Source organism: Thauera phenolivorans, from assembly GCF_001696715.1.
GTDB lineage: Bacteria > Pseudomonadota > Gammaproteobacteria > Burkholderiales > Rhodocyclaceae > Thauera > Thauera phenolivorans.
In genome coordinates this window covers 621419-638772 of record NZ_MBFM01000003.1, presented here as the reverse complement: position 1 = coordinate 638772, position 17354 = coordinate 621419, and the positions used below count along the sequence as shown (strand labels likewise).

Annotated in this window: 14 protein-coding genes; 7 read left to right on the top strand and 7 right to left on the bottom strand. The window is 67.9% G+C overall.

The window, feature by feature from the left end; genetic code table 11:
• The 5 genes from BB334_RS09895 to nadC all read left to right on the top strand — a co-directional run.
• A partial coding sequence (locus tag BB334_RS09895; protein ID WP_068808027.1) for a PrkA family serine protein kinase occupies positions 1-1913 on the top strand: 1913 nt, incomplete at its 5' end.
• Positions 1914-1941: 28 nt separating this feature from the next.
• Complete coding sequence (locus tag BB334_RS09890) at positions 1942-3219, top strand: YeaH/YhbH family protein (protein ID WP_068807859.1); 1278 nt, start codon at positions 1942-1944, stop codon at positions 3217-3219.
• Positions 3219-4757, top strand: a complete 1539-nt coding sequence (locus BB334_RS09885; RefSeq protein ID WP_068807856.1) for a SpoVR family protein — start codon at positions 3219-3221, stop codon at positions 4755-4757. The genes BB334_RS09890 and BB334_RS09885 overlap by 1 nt, the downstream gene beginning before the upstream one ends.
• A 44-nt stretch (positions 4758-4801) precedes the next feature.
• Positions 4802-6307, top strand: a complete 1506-nt coding sequence (locus BB334_RS09880; protein WP_068807852.1) for a bifunctional ADP-dependent NAD(P)H-hydrate dehydratase/NAD(P)H-hydrate epimerase — start codon at positions 4802-4804, stop codon at positions 6305-6307.
• Positions 6308-6413: 106 nt separating this feature from the next.
• Positions 6414-7259: a carboxylating nicotinate-nucleotide diphosphorylase gene (gene nadC / locus BB334_RS09875; RefSeq protein WP_068807849.1), complete on the top strand. Its 846-nt coding sequence runs from the start codon at positions 6414-6416 to the stop codon at positions 7257-7259.
• Between the two features lie 76 nt (positions 7260-7335).
• Here nadC and thrC read toward each other — a convergent pair whose 3' ends face one another.
• Positions 7336-8799 carry a threonine synthase gene (thrC, locus tag BB334_RS09870; RefSeq protein WP_068807847.1) on the bottom strand — a complete coding sequence of 488 codons (1464 nt, stop codon included), beginning with the start codon at positions 8797-8799 and terminating at the stop codon, positions 7336-7338.
• Between the two features lie 250 nt (positions 8800-9049).
• Here thrC and BB334_RS18800 point away from each other — a divergent pair, with 250 nt between their 5' ends.
• Entirely contained in the window at positions 9050-9901 is an 852-nt protein-coding gene (locus tag BB334_RS18800) for a tellurite resistance TerB family protein (RefSeq protein ID WP_068807845.1), read from the top strand.
• A gap of 58 nt (positions 9902-9959) precedes the next feature.
• Here BB334_RS18800 and BB334_RS09860 read toward each other — a convergent pair whose 3' ends face one another.
• Positions 9960-10169: a dodecin gene (locus tag BB334_RS09860; RefSeq protein ID WP_068807843.1), complete on the bottom strand. Its 210-nt coding sequence runs from the start codon at positions 10167-10169 to the stop codon at positions 9960-9962.
• 249 nt (positions 10170-10418) lie between these two features.
• On the opposite strand from BB334_RS09860, the gene amaB reads away from it, so the two are divergent.
• A complete protein-coding gene (amaB, locus tag BB334_RS09855) occupies positions 10419-11918 on the top strand; it encodes an L-piperidine-6-carboxylate dehydrogenase (protein WP_068807840.1) in 1500 nt (499 codons plus the stop codon).
• A 44-nt stretch (positions 11919-11962) separates the two neighbouring features.
• On the opposite strand, the gene BB334_RS09850 is transcribed toward amaB, so the two are convergent.
• The 5 genes from BB334_RS09850 to BB334_RS09830 all read right to left on the bottom strand — a co-directional run bounded on the left by BB334_RS09850 (position 11963) and on the right by BB334_RS09830 (position 17212).
• On the bottom strand, positions 11963-12520 hold the full coding sequence (locus tag BB334_RS09850; RefSeq protein WP_068807837.1) for a DUF3617 domain-containing protein: 558 nt from the start codon (positions 12518-12520) through the stop codon (positions 11963-11965).
• Positions 12521-12570: 50 nt separating this feature from the next.
• Entirely contained in the window at positions 12571-13266 is a 696-nt protein-coding gene (locus tag BB334_RS09845; RefSeq protein ID WP_232756704.1) for an MOSC domain-containing protein, read from the bottom strand.
• Between the two features lie 60 nt (positions 13267-13326).
• Positions 13327-14439 carry a polysaccharide pyruvyl transferase family protein gene (locus BB334_RS09840; RefSeq protein WP_068807834.1) on the bottom strand — a complete coding sequence of 371 codons (1113 nt, stop codon included), beginning with the start codon at positions 14437-14439 and terminating at the stop codon, positions 13327-13329.
• 84 nt (positions 14440-14523) lie between these two features.
• Positions 14524-15837 carry a homoserine dehydrogenase gene (locus BB334_RS09835; RefSeq protein ID WP_068807831.1) on the bottom strand — a complete coding sequence of 438 codons (1314 nt, stop codon included), beginning with the start codon at positions 15835-15837 and terminating at the stop codon, positions 14524-14526.
• A 52-nt stretch (positions 15838-15889) separates the two neighbouring features.
• Positions 15890-17212, bottom strand: coding sequence for a pyridoxal phosphate-dependent aminotransferase (locus tag BB334_RS09830; protein WP_068807828.1), 1323 nt, complete (start codon positions 17210-17212; stop codon positions 15890-15892).
• Positions 17213-17354 lie beyond the last annotated feature (142 nt).

The following is a 17354-nucleotide window of genomic DNA, read 5'->3' as shown; positions in this document are numbered from 1 at the left end:
TCAACGCCTACCAGGCGCGCTACGAGGCCGCCCGCGAAGACGAGCTGTCGCTGCAGGAGTATCTCGAGCTGTGCCGCAGCGACCGCTCCGCCTACGCCACTGCTGCCGAGCGTATGTTGATGGCGATCGGCGAGCCCGAATTCGTCGATACCCGCCTCGACCCGCGGCTGTCACGCATCTTCTCCAACAAGGTCCTGAAGCTCTACCCGGCCTTTCGCGACTTCTACGGCATGGAAGAGGTCATCGAGCAGATCGTGTCCTATTTCCGCCACGCAGCTCAGGGCCTCGAGGAGAAGAAGCAGATCCTCTATCTGCTCGGCCCCGTGGGCGGCGGCAAGTCCTCGCTCGACGAAAAGCTCAAGAGCCTGATCGAGAAGGTGCCGTTCTACGCGGTCAAGGGCTCGCCGGTGAACGAGTCGCCGCTCGGGCTGTTCGATGCCGACGAGGACGGGCGGATCCTCGAAGACGATTACGGCATCCCGCGCCGCTACCTCAACACGATCATGAGTCCGTGGGCGGTCAAGCGCCTGCACGAATACGGCGGCGACATCACCAAGTTCCGCGTTGTGCGGCTCATCCCCTCGGTGCTGCGCCAGACGGCGGTGGCCAAGACCGAGCCGGGCGACGAGAACAACCAGGACATCTCCTCCCTCGTCGGCAAGATCGACATTCGCAAGCTCGAGCAGTATTCGCAGGACGACCCCGATGCCTACAGTTACTCGGGTGGTCTGTGCCTGGCCAACCGCGGCCTGCTCGAGTTCGTCGAGATGTTCAAGGCGCCGATCAAGGTGCTTCACCCGCTGCTAACCGCCACGCAGGAGGGCAACTACAAGGGTACCGAGGGCTTCGGCGCGATTCCGTTCGACGGCATCGTGCTGGCGCACTCGAACGAGTCCGAATGGGTGGCCTTCAAGAACAACAAGAATAACGAGGCTTTCCTCGACCGCATCTACACGGTCAAGGTGCCCTATTGCCTGCGGGTGTCCGACGAGATCCGGATCTACGAGAAGCTGCTCGTTCACAGCTCGCTGTCGGAGGCGCCCTGCGCGCCCGACACGCTCAAGATGATGGCGCAGTTCTCGGTGCTGTCGCGCCTGAAGGAACCGGAAAACTCGAGCATCTTCTCCAAGATGCGGGTGTACGACGGCGAGAACCTGAAGGACACCGACCCCAAGGCGAAGAGCTATCAGGAGTACCGTGACTACGCCGGCGTCGACGAAGGCATGACCGGCCTGTCGACCCGCTTCGCCTTCAAGGCCTTGTCGAAGGTCTTCAACTTCGACCACCGCGAGGTCGCCGCCAACCCGGTGCACCTGATGTACGTGCTCGAACAGCAGATCGAGGCCGAGCAGTTCCCCCCCGAGACCGAGCAGCGCTACCTCGGCTACATCAAGGAGTTCCTCGCGCCGCGCTACGCCGAGTTCATCGGCAAGGAGATCCAGACCGCCTACCTCGAAAGCTACTCGGAGTACGGCCAGAACATCTTCGACCGCTACGTCACCTATGCCGACTTCTGGATCCAGGACCAGGAGTTCCGCGATCCGAACACCGGCGAGATCCTCGACCGCGCCGCACTCAACGACGAACTCGAGAAGATCGAGAAGCCGGCCGGCATCAGCAACCCGAAGGACTTCCGCAACGAGGTGGTCAACTTCGTATTGCGCGCGCGCGCCAAACACGAGGGTCACAACCCGGCGTGGACCTCCTACGAGAAGCTGCGCGCCGTGATCGAGAAGAAGATGTTCTCCAACACCGAGGACCTGCTGCCGGTGATCAGCTTCAATGCCAAGGCAAGCGCCGACGAGCAGAAGAAGCACCAGGACTTCGTCGATCGCATGATCGAGAAGGGCTATACGGAGAAGCAGGTACGGCTGCTGTGCGAATGGTATCTGCGCGTACGCAAGTCATCGTGATGCTGGCGGCCGACGCCGGGAGTTCGCCATGATGCGCATCATCGATCGTCGCTTCGACAGCAGGAACAAGAGCGCCGTGAATCGTCAGCGCTTCATGCGTCGGTTCCGCCAGCAGATCCGCAAGGCGGTGGCGGAGGCGATCCAGGGGCGCTCGATCCGCGACCTCGACGCCGGCGAGCAGGTATCGATCCCGACCAAGGATCTGTCCGAACCGAGCTTCCAGCACGGTCGGGGCGGCGTCTGGGAACAGGTGTTCAGCGGCAACGACCAGTTCGCCACCGGCGACCGCGTGGCCCGACCGCTCGGCGGGGGCGGTGGAGGCGCCGGCAAGGGCAAGGCGAGCCAGGACGGCGAGCACGAGGACGATTTCGTCTTCCAGCTCTCGCGCGACGAGTTCCTCGAGCTCTTCTTCGACGATCTCGAACTGCCCCGCCTGGTCCGCACCCAGCTGGCGACGATCACCGACTTCAAGACCCGCCGGGCGGGCTTCACCTCCTCCGGCACGCCGGCCAACATCAACATCGTGCGTTCGATGCGGGGTGCCCTCAGTCGCCGGCTCGCGCTCGGGGCGCCCAGCCAGGCCCGGCTGCGGGAGCTGCAACGCGAACTCGACGAGCTCGGGGATCAGGAAGCGGAAGAAGGCGAGGACGGCCGCAAGGCGCGCACGATCCGGCTCGAAATGGAGCGCCTGCGTGCGCGCATCGAGCAGATCCCCTTCATCGACAGCTTCGACCTGCGCTACAACAACCGCGTCCGCGAGCCACGCCCCACCACCCAGGCGGTGATGTTCTGCGTGATGGACGTGTCGGGCTCGATGGACGAGGAGCGCAAGGCCACCGCGAAGCGTTTCTTCATGCTGCTGCACCTGTTCCTGACCCGCAGCTACGAGCACATCGAGCTGGTCTTCATCCGCCACCACACGGTGGCGAAGGAGACCGACGAGGACGAGTTCTTCCACTCGCGCGAGTCCGGCGGCACGGTGGTCTCGAGCGCGCTGGTGCTGATGCGCGACATCATCCGCGAGCGCTATGGCAACGGGCAGTGGAACATCTACGGTGCGCAGGCCTCCGACGGCGACAACTGGGACAACGACTCGCCGGTGTGCCGCAAGCTGCTCGGCGACGAGATCCTGCCTTGGTGCCAGTACTTCGCCTATATCGAGATCACCTCGAGCGAACCGCAGAACCTGTGGCGCGAGTATCAGAAACTCGCAGGCGAACACGACAATTTCGCCATGCAGCGCATCCTGACCCCGGGGGACATCTACCCCGTATTCCGCGAACTCTTCCGGAAGGCGACCGCCTGATGAACGCACCGATGCCACGCACGCCCCCGCATCGTCCGCTGCCCACCGGTTCCGAATGGACGCTGGAGAGCATCGAGCGCTACCACCTCGAGATCGCCCGCGTCGCAAAGGGCTACGCGCTCGACACCTACCCGGTGCAGATCGAAATCATCACCGCCGAGCAGATGATGGACGCGTACGCCTCGGTCGGGATGCCGGTCAATTACCACCATTGGTCGTTCGGCAAGCATTTCCTTTCCACCGAAAAGGGCTACCGGCGCGGCCAGATGGGCCTGGCCTACGAGATCGTCATCAACTCCAGCCCCTGCATCGCCTACCTCATGGAGGAGAACACCCTGACGATGCAGGGGCTGGTGATCGCCCACGCCGCCTACGGCCACAACAGCTTCTTCAAGGGCAACTATCTATTCCGAACCTGGACCGACGCCGAGGCGATCATCGATTACCTGGTGTTCGCGCGGAACTATATTTCACAGTGCGAGGAGCGCTACGGCGAGGAGGAAGTCGAGCTGCTGCTCGACTCCTGCCATGCGCTGATGAACCTTGGCGTGGACCGCTACCGCCGTCCGGCGCCGCTGTCGATCGCCAAGGAGAAGCTACGCCAGCAGGAGCGCGCCGAGTACCTGCAGAGCCAGGTCAACGACTTGTGGCGCACGCTGCCGGCGCACGAGACGGCCGCCGGATCCTCGGTCGCGCAGAAGCGCTTCCCGCCCGAGCCCGAGGAGAACCTGCTCTACTTCATCGAGAAGAACGCGCCGCTGCTCGAGCCCTGGCAGCGCGAGGTCGTTCGCATCGTGCGCAAGATCGCCCAGTACTTCTTTCCCCAGCGCCAGACCCAGGTCATGAATGAGGGCTGGGCCACCTTCTGGCACTACACCCTGCTCCATACCCTGTACGACGAGGGCCTGCTCGCCGACAGCTTCATGCTCGAGTTTTTGCAATCTCACACCAACGTCATCGCACAGCCGCCCTACAACAGCCGCTGGTACAACGGCATCAACCCCTACGCGCTCGGCTTCTCGATGTGGCAGGACATCCGCCGCATCTGCGACGCGCCCACCGAAGAGGACCGCCGCTGGTTCCCTGAACTGGCGGGGACCGACTGGCTCGAGAGCTTCGACTTCGCGATGCGCAACTTCAAGGACGAGAGCTTCATCGCCCAGTACCTGTCGCCCAAGCTGATGCGCGACTTACGCCTTTTCGCCGTGCTCGATGACGACCGCAAGGACAAGCTCGCGGTGTCGGCGATCCACGACGACGAGGGTTACGCGCGGCTGCGCACCATCCTGTCCTCGCAATACGACCTCGGCGCGCGCGAGCCCAACATCCAGGTGTGGAACGTCGATCTGCGCGGCGACCGCTCGCTCACCCTGCGCCACCAGCAGTACCGGCGCCGGCCGCTCGACGCGACCGCCGACGAAGTGCTCAGGCATCTGGCCCGCCTGTGGGGCTTCACCGTGAGGCTGGAGTCGGCCGATGAAGACGGCAAGATCGGCGAGGTGCGCGAGGTCCGGGTCGATAAGCGTCAACCATCATGAAAGTCCAGGCCGTAGAATCGGCGCCTCGATCACGGAGACGCCCAATGTTCACGCCTGCGCAGCCCATCTACCCGATCGCGGCCATACGGGATATCGAGAACCGCTTCGCCAGCAGCGCACGCCCGTCGCTGATGGAACGTGCCGGGCGCGCTGCCGCCGAGGATGCGGTCCGCCTGCTCCTCGACCGGCCAGGCCCGGTTCTCATCGCCTGCGGCCCCGGCAACAACGGCGGCGACGGCCTCGTCATGGCCCGCCATCTGCGCCAGGCCGGACGTGAAGTGATCGCGCTGCTTGCCGCCGACCCGGCGAGGCTGCCCGCCGACGCGGCCAAGGCCCATGCGGACTATCTTGCCGCCGGCGGGTGCCCGCTGACCGAGCTGCCCGATCCGCCCGAGGCGGGCTGGGCGCTCGTGGTGGATGCGCTCTTCGGCATCGGCCTCGGCCGCCCGGTCGAAGGCCTCTACGCCGACTGGATCGCCCGCCTCAATGCCCTGCCCGCGCCACGCATGGCGCTCGACATCCCGAGCGGGCTGGATGCCGATACCGGTCAGCCGCTCGGCACCACCTTCATCGCCACCCACACCACCACCTTCATCGCGCTCAAGCCCGGCCTGCTCACCAACGACGGCCCGGACTATTGCGGCAACATCTCGGTCCAGCGCCTCGACCTCGACTGTCCCGCCTGCCTGCCGCCGCTGGGCCATTCGATCACCCCCGCGCTGTTCGCCTCCTCGCTGCAGCCGCGCCCGCGGAACACCCACAAGGGTCGCCACGGCGACGCCGGGGTGCTCGGGGGCGACACCGGCATGGTCGGCGCCGCCCTCCTCGCCGGCCGTGCGGCGTTGTGGGTCGGCAGCGGCCGCGTCTATGTCGGTCTGCTCGACCCGGGCGGCCCCGCGGTCGACCCCGGTCGCCCCGAGCTGATGCTGCGCCAGGCCCGCAAGCTGCCGGAAAAGCTCACCGCGCTCGCGGTCGGCCCCGGTCTCGGCACCGGCGCCGAGGCCGCCACCCTGCTCACCGCCGCGCTCGGCACCGACTATCCGCTGGTGCTCGACGCCGACGCGCTCAACCTCATCGGGCGCGACCCCGCGCTACAGGCGGCGCTGGTCGCGCGTCAGTCCGCCAGCCTGCTCACTCCGCATCCCGCCGAGGCCGCGCGCCTGCTCGGCACCGACACCGCGAGCGTACAACGCGATCGCCTCACCGCCGTCCTCGAGCTCGCCCACCGCTACGCCTCTCTGGTCGTGCTCAAGGGCTGCGGCAGCCTTGTGGCGACGCCCGACGGGCGCTGGTTCATCAACGGCACGGGCCATCCCGGCATGGCCACCGCCGGCATGGGCGATGTGCTGACCGGCCTGGTGCTTGGCCTGCTCGCCCAGGGCTGGTCCCCCGAGCCGGCACTGATCGCGGCGGTCCACCTGCACGGGGCAGCGGCCGACCGACTCGCGCGCGAAGGCGTCGGCCCGATCGGCCTGAGCGCGAGCGAGGTGGTCGATGCCTCGCGTGGCGTCTTCAATGGCTGGCTCCTCGCCGCAGCGCGCAGTCGCTGAGTCCGGCCCCGGTCGGCTCACTGATCCCGCACCGCGTCGCTGCGACGATCGGGCTTCGTCCCCGATGATAGAATCGGGGCCCGATCCATCATCGCCGAGCGCAACCATGCTTTCCGAACAGCTTCGCGTCGAAATCCAGCGCAACGTCGCCGCCTCGCTGGCGGAAGACATCGGCACGGGTGACCTTACCGCGCGCCTGATCCCCGCAGACACCGATGCCCGCGGCCAGGTGATCACGCGCGAGGACGCGGTGGTGTGCGGCGTCGCCTGGTTCGACGCCACCTTCGCCGCCCTCAGCCCGAGCGCCGCGGTGGTGTGGCACGTGAAGGACGGTGATCGCGTCAAGGCCAACGAGGTGCTGTGCGAGATCGTCGCCGGCGCGCGCGACCTGCTGACCGCAGAGCGCACCGCGCTGAACTTCCTCCAGCTGCTGTCGGGCACGGCGACGGTCACCCGGCGCTTCGTCGATGCGGTGGCCGGCACGCGGGCGAAGATCGTCGATACCCGCAAGACCCTGCCCGGCCTGCGCCTCGCACAGAAATACGCGGTGCAGGTCGGCGGCGGCACCAATCACCGCGTCGGCCTCTACGACGGCATCCTGATCAAGGAAAACCACATCATGGCCGCCGGCGGCATCCGGCAGGTGGTGGCGCAGGCACGCGCGATCGCCCCGAGCGGCGTCTTCATCGAGGTCGAGGTCGAGAACCTGGAGCAGCTGCGCGAGGCGCTCGACGCCGGCGTGAGGATGATCCTGCTCGACAACATGACGCTCGAACAGATGCGCGAGGCGGTGACGGTCACCGCCGGCCGCGCGGAGCTCGAGGCTTCCGGGGGGGTGATCTTCGACCGCGTGCGGGCGATCGCCGAGACCGGCGTGGACCGCATCTCGATCGGCAGCCTCACCAAGGACGTCACCGCACTGGACCTGTCGCTGCGCCACGTCGAGCAGTAAGCTTCGTCGAGCGCCCGTCATGCGGCGAACGGCCGCGGTCCCATCCGGGGCCGCGGCCGTGTTCATTGGGACAGGCTCAGACGCGCTCGGCGATGAAGCGCTTGATCGTGTCCACCTCCGGCGCCATGACCTCGACCCGCTGGGGCAAGCGCTCGATGCCCTCGAGATCGGCGGGACGCTCGGGATCTCGTCCGAGCGCCTCGCGGATGGTCTCGGCGAACTTCACCGGCAGCGCGGTCTCGAGCACCAGCACCGGCACCCCCGTCGGCACCTCGCCGATGCGCTCCCACGCGACCTTCACACCGTCGGCGGTGTGGGTGTCGACCATCACGCCATACTGCTCGTACACCTTGCGGATCGTCGCCAGGCGGTCGGCGTGGCTGCTGGCGCCGGATACGAAGCCGAACTCGGCGATGCGCGCGAATTCGGGCGTGCCCGAGAGGTCGAACGAACGCCCCGCATCGACCTCGGCCCACAGCGCGGCCACCCGCTCCGGATCGCGACCGACGAGGTCGAAGACGAAGCGCTCGAAGTTCGAGGCCTTCGAGATGTCCATCGAGGGGCTGGAGGTGACGTGGGTCTCGGCGGCCTTGCGCGGGCGGTACACCCCGGTGCGGAAAAACTCGTCGAGGACGTCGTTCTCGTTGGTGGCGAGGATCAGCTTCGCCACCGGCAAGCCCATCCGGCGGGCGATGTGGCCGGCGCAGATGTTGCCGAAGTTGCCCGAGGGCACGCAGAACGCGACTTGCTCGTCGTTGCTCTGCGTGGCCGCGAAGTAGCCCTTGAAGTAATAGACGATCTGCGCCGCCACCCGCGCCCAGTTGATCGAGTTGACTGCGCCGATCCGGTGTTTCGCCTTGAAGGCGTGGTCGTTGGACACCGCCTTCACGATGTCCTGGGCGTCGTCGAACATGCCGGTAACGGCGATATTGAAGATGTTGTCGTCCTGTAGCGAATACATCTGCGCGCGCTGGAAGGCGCTCATCTTGCCGTGCGGCGACAGCATGAAGACGCGCACGCCGTGCTTGCCGCGCATCGCGTACTCGGCGGCGGAGCCGGTATCGCCCGAGGTAGCGCCGAGGATGTTGATGGTCTCGCCGCGCTTTGCGAGAACGTACTCGAACAGGTTGCCGAGCAGCTGCATCGCCATGTCCTTGAAGGCGAGCGTGGGACCGTTGGAGAGTTCGAGCAGGCCGAACCGGCCGCGGCCGTCGGCACCCTTCTCGAGCCAGTGCACCGGCGTGATCTCCGCCCGCTCGTCACCCGCGCGCGCATGGCAGTAGACCTCGGCGGTATAGGTCTTGCGGCAGATCGCCTCGAGATCCGAGGGCGGGATGTCGGTGATGAATTTCGACAGGATCGCGAAAGCAAGGTCGGCGTAGGACAGGCCGCGCCAGCCGTCGAGCTCCGCGCGCGTGACCTGCGGATAGCTTTCGGGCAGGTAGAGCCCGCCATCGGGCGCCAGGCCACCGAGCAGGATGTCGCAGAACTCGGGATTTTGGGGTTGGCCGGCGTGGCCGCGCGTGGAGATGTACTTCACGTAGGGGTCCTCGTGATCTTCGGGTTTGGCGATGCGCCTGCGCGCAAAGGCGAAAGTTTAACCAATGCGCGCCCGGAATCGCGGTTTTTGCGCAGCGGGGCGAGTGCGATACGGGCCGGACACCGCTGCCGCCAGCACGACGGCATCACCGGGATGGACCTCGGGTAGCGGAATGCAGCACACTGCCACAGTCGGCCGGAAAAGCAGATTGACTGCTCAGCCCGGGCGCTCACTTCAAGGAGACGGACAGATGAACCTCGGAAACATCCTCGGTCAGTTGTTGCAGGGTGGCATGGCCAGCCAGAGCCGCTCCCGCCTCGAGCATGCAGCCGGCGCCCAAGGCGCGGGCGGACTCGGCGACCTCCTCGGCGCGGTCCTCGGCGGTGGTGCCTCGCGCAGCAGCAGCAGCGGTGGTCTCGGCGATCTGCTCGGCGGCGTGCTGGGCGGCCAATCGGGCGGCGCGCGCAGCACCGGTGGCCTTGGTGACCTCCTCGGCGGCGCGCTCGGCGGAGGCGCAGGCGGACGGTCCGCGGCAACCGGCGGAGGACTCGGCGACCTGCTCGGCGGACTGCTCGGCGGCGGCGCCAGCACGGGAAGCAGCTCGGCACGCAGCAGCGCACTCGGCAAGACGGGAATGGCGATCCTCGCCACGATCGCGATGGCCGCGCTGAAGAACCGCATGACGGGCGGCGCCCGTTCCGCGAACCTCACTCCAGAGCTCCAGCAGGAGGCGAGTCGCCTGACGACCCCAGGCGCGGAGGAACTCGTGCTGCGGGCGATGATCTCGGCCGCAAAGGCCGACAGCAAGGTAGACGAGGCGGAGGTGCAGCGCCTCGTCGGCAGGATCGACGACGACGGCGTCAGTGCGGAGGAAAAGGAGTTCTTGATGCAGGAGTTGCGCAAGCCGCTCGATATCCGGGCCCTCGTAGCCGATGTGAACAGCCCCGCGCTCGCCGCCGAGGTGTACGCCGCCTCGCTGCTCGCGATCGATGTCGACACCCAGGCCGAGGCGGACTATCTGCGCACCCTGGCCGCTGAGCTCGGCCTCGATGACGAGACCGTTGCCCAGATCCATGAATTGACTGGCGCGCCGCGCATCTGAGCGGCAGCCTGGACCGCGGTCGGCCCACGAGGGCGGCCGCGGCCAAGCAGGCCCGGCCTCAGGCGTCCAGCCGGAAACCGATCTTCAGAGTCACCTGGTAATGCGCCACCTTGCCACCGACCACGTGGCCGCGCGTCTCCATCACTTCAAACCAGTCGATGTGGCGGATCGTGTTGGCCGCCGTCTCGAGGGCGTTGCGGATCGCGTCGTCGGTCCCCGTCTCCGATGAACCGACGATCTCGACGAGCTTGTAGACATGGTTCGGCATGTTTCCCTCCTCCTTGCGGTTTAAGTGCCCGCCCAGTATAGGCGCAGTCGGTAACGGCGGCCTTGAGCCGATTGCCCGTTTGTGGGCGTCGATCGACGCACGATAACCTCGCCGTGCCAGCATGGCGATCGCCACCACGATCAGGCCGAAGACCACGAGCTTGAACGCCATTAGCGTGCCCCAGCAGTTTCGAACGATTCCATTCGTGGCACGGTCGACTTTTTATCGATGGCGCCGCGGAGCACGACCATGGACATCACCTCCCTGCTTTCCAGCCTGGGGCTCGCACCCGAGGCCCTGCGCGAGGGCACGCTGCCGGTGCGCACGCCGATCAGCGGCGAGATCGTCGCCCGTCTCGACCCCACCCCATCGGTCGAGGCTGCGCTTGCACGCGCCTCCGCCGCATTTCTCGCCTGGCGCGAACTGCCTGCGCCTCGCCGCGGAGAGCTCGTGCGTCGCTTCGGCCAGATCCTGCGCACCCACAAGCCAGTGCTGGGCGAGCTGATCACGATCGAAACCGGCAAGATCCGCGCGGAAGCCGAGGGCGAAGTGCAGGAGATGATCGACATCTGCGACTTTGCGTGCGGCCTCTCGCGCCAGCTGCATGGGCTCACGATCGCCAGCGAGCGCCCCGGTCACCGACTCATGGAGCAATGGTACCCGGCCGGCGTCGTCGGCGTGATCTCGGCCTTCAATTTTCCGGCCGCCGTGTGGTCCTGGAACGCCGCGCTCGCGTGGGTGTGCGGCGACAGCGTGGTGTGGAAGCCCTCGGGCCGCACCCCGCTCACCGCGCTCGCCTGCAAGGCCTTGTTCGACGCCGCCTGCGCGGGCTTCGCCGAGGCGCCCGACGGTCTGCTCGAGGTCGTCATCGGCGGGCGCGAGCTCGGCACCGCCCTCGCCGACGACGGCCGCGTCGCGGTGCTGTCGGCGACCGGCGCGAGCGCCATGGGCAAGGCGCTCGCGCCGCGGGTAGCGGCGCGCTTCGGCCGCGCCATCCTCGAGCTCGGTGGCAACAACGCAGCGATCGTATGCCCGACCGCCCAGCTCGATCTGGTCGAACGCGCGGTGCTGTTCGCCGCGGTGGGTACCGCCGGCCAGCGCTGCACCAGCCTGCGCCGCCTGATCGTGCACGACAGCATCCATGACACCCTGCTCGCCCGCCTGGGCGCGATCTGGCGCGAGATCGTGGTCGGCGACCCGCGCGCGCCCGAGACCCTGGTCGGTCCGCTGATCGACACCGCCGCGGGACGCGCGATGAGTGAGGCGCTGACGCAGGCGCGCGCCGACGGTGGCGAGATCGTGGCCGGCGGCGAGCGGCTATCCCCGGCCGGGCTCGAGGGTGGCTGCTACATGCACCCCGCCCTGCTGCGGATGCCGGCCCAGACCGCGCTCGTGAAGCGGGAAACCTTCGCCCCCATCCTGTACGTGCTGCGCTACCACGAACTCGAGGAGGCGATCGCGCTGCACAACGACGTGCCGCAAGGGCTCGCCTCGTCGATCTTCACGCGCGACCTGACCGAGGCGGAGCGTTTCCTGGCGGTGAGCGGCAGCGACTGCGGGATCATCAACGTCAACGCCGGCCCCTCCGGCGCCGAGATCGGCGGAGCCTTCGGCGGCGAAAAGGAGACCGGCGGCGGCCGCGAGTCCGGCTCCGATGCCTGGAAGGGCTACATGCGGCGCGCGACATGCACGATCAACCACTCGTCGGCGCTGCCGCTCGCGCAGGGCATCCGCTTCGGCAGCGCCTGACCCGCCCGAACGCCGCAGGCGCTTCGCACGCCCTCAGCGCACCCTCAGCGTAGCGCCGCCGGCGCCGCCCCGCAGTCGTCGGAAAGCCAGCGCGCCTCGGTATCGATGGCGAGGCTGCCGCGCGCCGAGCGCAGGTCCATGCGCGTCCTGAAGCGGGTCGGCCCGTCGAGGCGGGCGACGAATTCGCCCGTGCCTTCGGGGTCGGTGCAGCTGACCGTGCCACGCACCTCGACAGCCGATTTCTGCACCTCGCCGAGCTGACAGCTCCCCTCGGTCTTGCCCGAATAGATGTTGGCGCTGCGCGCCTGCGCCTGCGTGATGCAGCTGCGCGCACTGCCGTCCTCACCGAGGCGCACGCCGCGCGCGGCCATCTCGGCTTCGATGACACGGCGCGCATCCGGCGGCAGCAGCCCGAGCCGCTGCTGTACCCCAGCGAGCGGGATCGACAGCTCCGGCGCACCCGGCAGTCCGATTCGCGAACTGAATTCCCACAACCCGGGCCGGATGTCGGGGGTATCCGATGGCCTAGCGGCGAGCGCCAAGGGGCCAAAGCCCGCGGAGCAGAGAAGGACACCGGTGAGGAGTTTGGGGATTCGGGGCATGTTGCGTTCCTGTGGGGGGGTCGATCCGGCGCGCCAGCGCCATCCGCGAGTCAGGCGGATGCAGCCCGGTTGCCGTCGAGCCAGTCGGCACGATCGCGCAGCCTTGCCGCCTTGTCGCCGGCGAGGCCCGGCGCGCCGGCGATCTCGCGCAGCAAGGCCGGGTCGGGCCGATGCACGTTGATCGCGCGCCAGTAGCGCGCAAGCGTCAGGGCGGGGTTCGGGCGCTCGAGCAGCACGATCTCGTCGCCGGATGCCACCAGACCGACATCGAGCACGCGGTAGTACCAGCCGGTCAAACCGTTTTCGGCAACGAAACGTGAGGCCATTTCGACGCCGAGGCGGTGATTGATCCGCCAGCACGGCTGGCGCGGCTGGCTGAGCTGCACGGTCGCGCCGCCGATGCGGTAGATGTCGCCGATGCACGCGACGTGCTCGTCCATGCCGGTAGTGGAGACGTTTTCGCCGAGCACCCCGGGCACCAGCAGGTCGGCGATCTCCGGGAAGCGGGCGGCGAGCACGCGATAGTGCCCGGCGGGATACTGGTGAAGCGCCTTCTCGGCGCCGCCGTGATGGCGCGGGTCGCCATGGCGGTCGCCGTCCAGGCCCTCGAAGCCGAGACGGACCGGCGCCACGGTCGCCGTCTTGAAGATGCCGGTGGCCTGGCCCTCGGGCGGCAGCGGGCGCAGGCCGCCGACGAAGAGCTGCTCGAGCGTGCAGGACGGCGGACGGGACATCGACTCTGACATCGGCAACGCTCCATGACGAAGTTGGGTACAAGACCGCAAGTCTAGCGCCGTCGTGACCGATCAGGCTTCGTCGAAGGTGCCCTCACCGCGCTCGAGCCCGTCCAGCGTCACCCATCCGGGCACGACGTCCGGATTCCAGGTATCGATGTAGCAGGCCGCCTTGGCGCCGGCGCCCTCCACCAGGCACCGCGCCGGCACGCCGAAGCTGCGCGCGACGATCCAGCCGTGCAGGCTGGTTCCCAGGTAGCCGCGCGCCTGCGCGAGCAGGCCGCAGATGTCGAACACCGCGACAGAAGCGAGTCGCGCCAACGGCAACGCCGGCGCTGCCACGGCAATCTGCGCCGCAAGCCGGTCGAGCACCTCGCCATCGTCGTGCCAGGGCGCGAGCCCGGCCCGAAACAGCACCACGCCCGTCCCGCGATCGCGTGCGAGCCCCACCACCGCCTGCGCCAAGCGCGCAAGCGTGGCGTCGTCACCCCAGGCGGCGGCGATCTGGACGGCGATCCAGTCCGGCATGCGCGCCCGCAGGGCTGCCAGCTCGCCCGCGGCGGTGCGCGCCTCGATGAGCTGGCCAAAGCGCTCGCGCGTACGCTGCGCCGGGTCGGGCACGAGCCGCGCATCGAGTCCTGCCGCCGCGAGGGCGTCGCGCGTCACCCGGTCGCGCACGCTGAACGTCGCCGCGCCGCGCAGCGCGGCGAGCGCCTCCGCCTGCAGCTCCGCCGCCAGGCCGGCAAAGCCGCTTCCGCCCACTGCATCGAAATGCACGCGCCAGCGTGGTGGCAGCGCCCCGGCCGAAACCAGATAGGGCAGCCGCCGCGGACAATCGAGAACGCGTCTGGCCCAGGCCTCGCGCGCGATCGGCTGACGATCGTAGGCGGCAAGCGCCGCGCGCGCCGCCTCCGGCGACTGCAGCATCACCGCCGCCTCCCAGGCGGTGGTGGTGAGCAGCTCGCCGCCGACGTGCACGAAGTCCGCCGCCTCGCCCTGGAAATCGGCGACGACCTCCGCCAGGGCTCGCACCCGATGCCCATCGAAGGCGCGCAAGTCGCGCGACGCCAGGCCGGTGAACACCGTGTCACGCCCCGGCCGCGCGGCCAGGGCGCAGTGGCCGAGCAACAGGTCGCCGAAATTGTGGCGATCGAAAGCGCCGAACAGGATCAGCCTCGGCGGCATCCCCGCATCCTCCTCACCGTAGACGACCAAGGCCGCACCCTCCGGCGCGGCCTTGGTCCCGTCGGGAATGTCCGCAGAAGCGGCTCAGAGGTTCTCCAGCCGCAGCCGGACGACCTTGCCGCTGACCACGGGCAAGGCCTCGATACGGCCGATCGCCGCGATCGCGTTCTTCTCCACCGTCTCGTGCGTCAGCATGATGATGTCGGTGTAGCTCTCGCCCGCGGCCGGTTCCTTCTGGATCAGCGCGCTGATCGAAATCCGGCTGTCGGCGAGGATGCGGGCGATGTCGGCAAGTGCACCGCGCTTGTCCTCCACCCGCATGCGCAGGTAGTAGGAGGTGATCACCTCCTCGATCGGCAGCACGCCGACGTCCTTGACCTGGTCGGGCTGGAAGGCGAGGTGGGGCACGCGATGCTCGGGGTCGGCGGTGTGTAGCCGGGTGACGTCCACCAGGTCGGCGATCACCGCCGAGGCGGTCGGCTCGGCGCCCGCGCCCTTGCCGTAATAGAGGGTGGTACCGACCGCGTCGCCTTCGACCACCACCGCGTTCATCGCGCCTTCCACGTTGGCGATCAGGCGCTTGGCGGGAATCAGGGTCGGATGCACGCGCAGCTCCACCCCGCCGACGTCGGCGCGCCGCTTGGCGATACCGAGCAGCTTGATGCGATAGCCGAGCTGTTCGGCGTAGGCGATGTCGATCGACTCGAGCCGGGTGATGCCCTCGACGTAGGCCTTGTCGAACTGCATCGGGATGCCGAACGCGATCGCGCTCATGATCGTCGCCTTGTGCGCGGCGTCGACACCCTCGATGTCGAAGGTCGGGTCCGCCTCGGCATAGCCGAGCGCCTGGGCTTCCTTGAGCGCGGCGGCAAAGGACAGGCCCTTGTCGCGCATCTCGGACAGTATGAAGTTGGTCGTGCCGTTGATGATGCCGGCGAGCCAGTCGATGCGGTTGGCCGACAGGCCCTCGCGCAGCGCCTTGATGATCGGGATGCCGCCGGCCACCGCCGCCTCGAAGGCGACCATGACGCCCTTCTTCTGCGCGGCGGCGAAGATCTCGTTGCCATGCACCGCGAGCAGCGCCTTGTTGGCGGTGACCACGTGCTTGCCGTTCTCGATCGCCTTCAGCACGAGCTCGCGGGCGACGCCGTAGCCGCCGATCAGCTCGATGACGATGTCGATCTCGGGGTCGGCCACGACGGCGAAGGCATCGTCGCTGAGCCTGACACCCTCGCCCGCCACGCGGCGGGCGAGCTCGAGGTTCTTGTCGGCCACGGTGGTGATGCGGATCGGACGTCCGGCACGGCGGGTGATCTCTTCCTCGTTGCGCTTGAGCACGGTGAAGGTGCCGCCACCGACGGTGCCGATGCCGAGCAGGCCAACATTGATCGCTTTCATTCAGCTTGTTCCATTGGATTAATCGTTGAAGTTCGGTCCGACCAGCCCCGGCTCAGGTGCCGTGGCGCTTACGGTAGCCCCCGAGGAAGCGGGCGATGCGGCCGATCGCCTCGCGCAGCCTGTCCTCGTGCGGCAGGAAGACGAGGCGGAAGTGGTCGGGATGGATCCAGTTGAAGCCGGAGCCCTGCACCAGCAGCACGCGCTCGGCCTCGAGCAGCTCGGCGACGAAGGCCTGGTCGTCCTCGATCGGATAGACCTTGGGGTCGAGGCGCGGAAACATGTACAGCGTCGCCTGCGGCTTGACGCAGCTGACGCCGGGAATCGCGGTGATCAGCTCCCACGCGAGGTCGCGCTGGCGCCGCATGCGCCCGCCCTCGGCCACGAGGTCGTCGATGCTCTGGTAGCCGCCGAGCGCGGTCTGGATCGCGTACTGGCCGGGGACGTTGGCGCACAGCCGCATGGAGGCGAGCATGTTGAGCCCCTCGATGTAGTCCTGCGCACCCCGCTTGTCGCCGCAGACCACCATCCAGCCGGCGCGATAGCCGCAGGAGCGGTAGTTCTTGGACAGGCCGTTGAAGATGATGGTGAGCACGTCCTCCGACAGCGAGGCGACCGAGGTGTGCTCGATGCCGTCGTACAGGACCTTGTCGTACACCTCGTCGGCATACAGGATCAGGTCGTGCTCGCGCGCGAGCTCGACGATCTGCCGGAGCACCTCGTCCGGATACACCGCGCCGGTCGGGTTGTTCGGGTTGATGATGACGATCGCCCGGGTGCTCGGCGTGATCCGGGCGCGCATGTCCTCGACGTCGGGCATCCAGCCCTTGGCCTCGTCGCACAGGTAATGCACCGGCTTGCCGCCAGACAGGCTCACCGCCGCGGTCCACAGCGGGTAGTCGGGGGCCGGCACCAGCACCTCGTCGCCGGCGTCGAGCAGCGCGTTCATCGCCATCACGATCAGCTCGGAGACCCCGTTGCCGATGTAGATGTCCTCGATGCCGACGCCCTTGATGCCCTTCTCCTGGGTGTAGTGCATCACCGCCTTGCGCGCCGAGAAGATCCCCTTGGACTCCGAGTAGCCTGCCGCGTTGGGCAGGTTGCGGATCATGTCCATCTGGATCTCTTCGGGCGAATCGAAGCCGAAGGCTGCGAGGTTGCCGATGTTGAGCTTGATGATCTGGTGGCCCTCGTCCTCCATCTGTTTGGCACGCGTGAGCACCGGGCCGCGAATGTCGTAGCAGACCTCGGCGAGCTTGGCGGACTTGCGCACCTGCCGCCTGCCGGACCCCGCCCCCCCGCCGGCGGCTGCGGCCTCGGCCTCGCGCGCCGGTTCCGGTGCTGCCGCTGCAAGTTCCAGAGTCTTCACCACTTTCATCTTGGGTCGTCCTGATCGCCGAGGGGGAATGGACGGGCAAGGGCCACGTCCGCCACAAAAGATTGTAATCTTAGCCCCCTCGCCGCACTGCCGCAATTTGCAGCCGGACGGCTCCGCCCTCCACTTCCAGGCGGTCCTCCCG

Bases quoted from the DNA above. Each gene is read 5' to 3' on its own strand.
- BB334_RS09850 (WP_068807837.1), bottom strand. From the start codon at position 12,520: ATGCCCCGAATCCCCAAACTCCTCACCGGTGTCCTTCTCTGCTCCGCG.
- BB334_RS09840 (WP_068807834.1), bottom strand. From the start codon at position 14,439: ATGCCGCCGAGGCTGATCCTGTTCGGCGCTTTCGATCGCCACAATTTC.
- BB334_RS18800 (WP_068807845.1), top strand. From the start codon at position 9,050: ATGAACCTCGGAAACATCCTCGGTCAGTTGTTGCAGGGTGGCATGGCC.
- BB334_RS09890 (WP_068807859.1), top strand. From the start codon at position 1,942: ATGATGCGCATCATCGATCGTCGCTTCGACAGCAGGAACAAGAGCGCC.
- BB334_RS09845 (WP_232756704.1), bottom strand. From the start codon at position 13,266: ATGTCAGAGTCGATGTCCCGTCCGCCGTCCTGCACGCTCGAGCAGCTC.
- BB334_RS09885 (WP_068807856.1), top strand. From the start codon at position 3,219: ATGAACGCACCGATGCCACGCACGCCCCCGCATCGTCCGCTGCCCACC.
- amaB (WP_068807840.1), top strand. From the start codon at position 10,419: ATGGACATCACCTCCCTGCTTTCCAGCCTGGGGCTCGCACCCGAGGCC.
- BB334_RS09880 (WP_068807852.1), top strand. From the start codon at position 4,802: ATGTTCACGCCTGCGCAGCCCATCTACCCGATCGCGGCCATACGGGAT.
- BB334_RS09830 (WP_068807828.1), bottom strand. From the start codon at position 17,212: ATGAAAGTGGTGAAGACTCTGGAACTTGCAGCGGCAGCACCGGAACCG.
- BB334_RS09835 (WP_068807831.1), bottom strand. From the start codon at position 15,837: ATGAAAGCGATCAATGTTGGCCTGCTCGGCATCGGCACCGTCGGTGGC.
- nadC (WP_068807849.1), top strand. From the start codon at position 6,414: ATGCTTTCCGAACAGCTTCGCGTCGAAATCCAGCGCAACGTCGCCGCC.
- BB334_RS09860 (WP_068807843.1), bottom strand. From the start codon at position 10,169: ATGCCGAACCATGTCTACAAGCTCGTCGAGATCGTCGGTTCATCGGAG.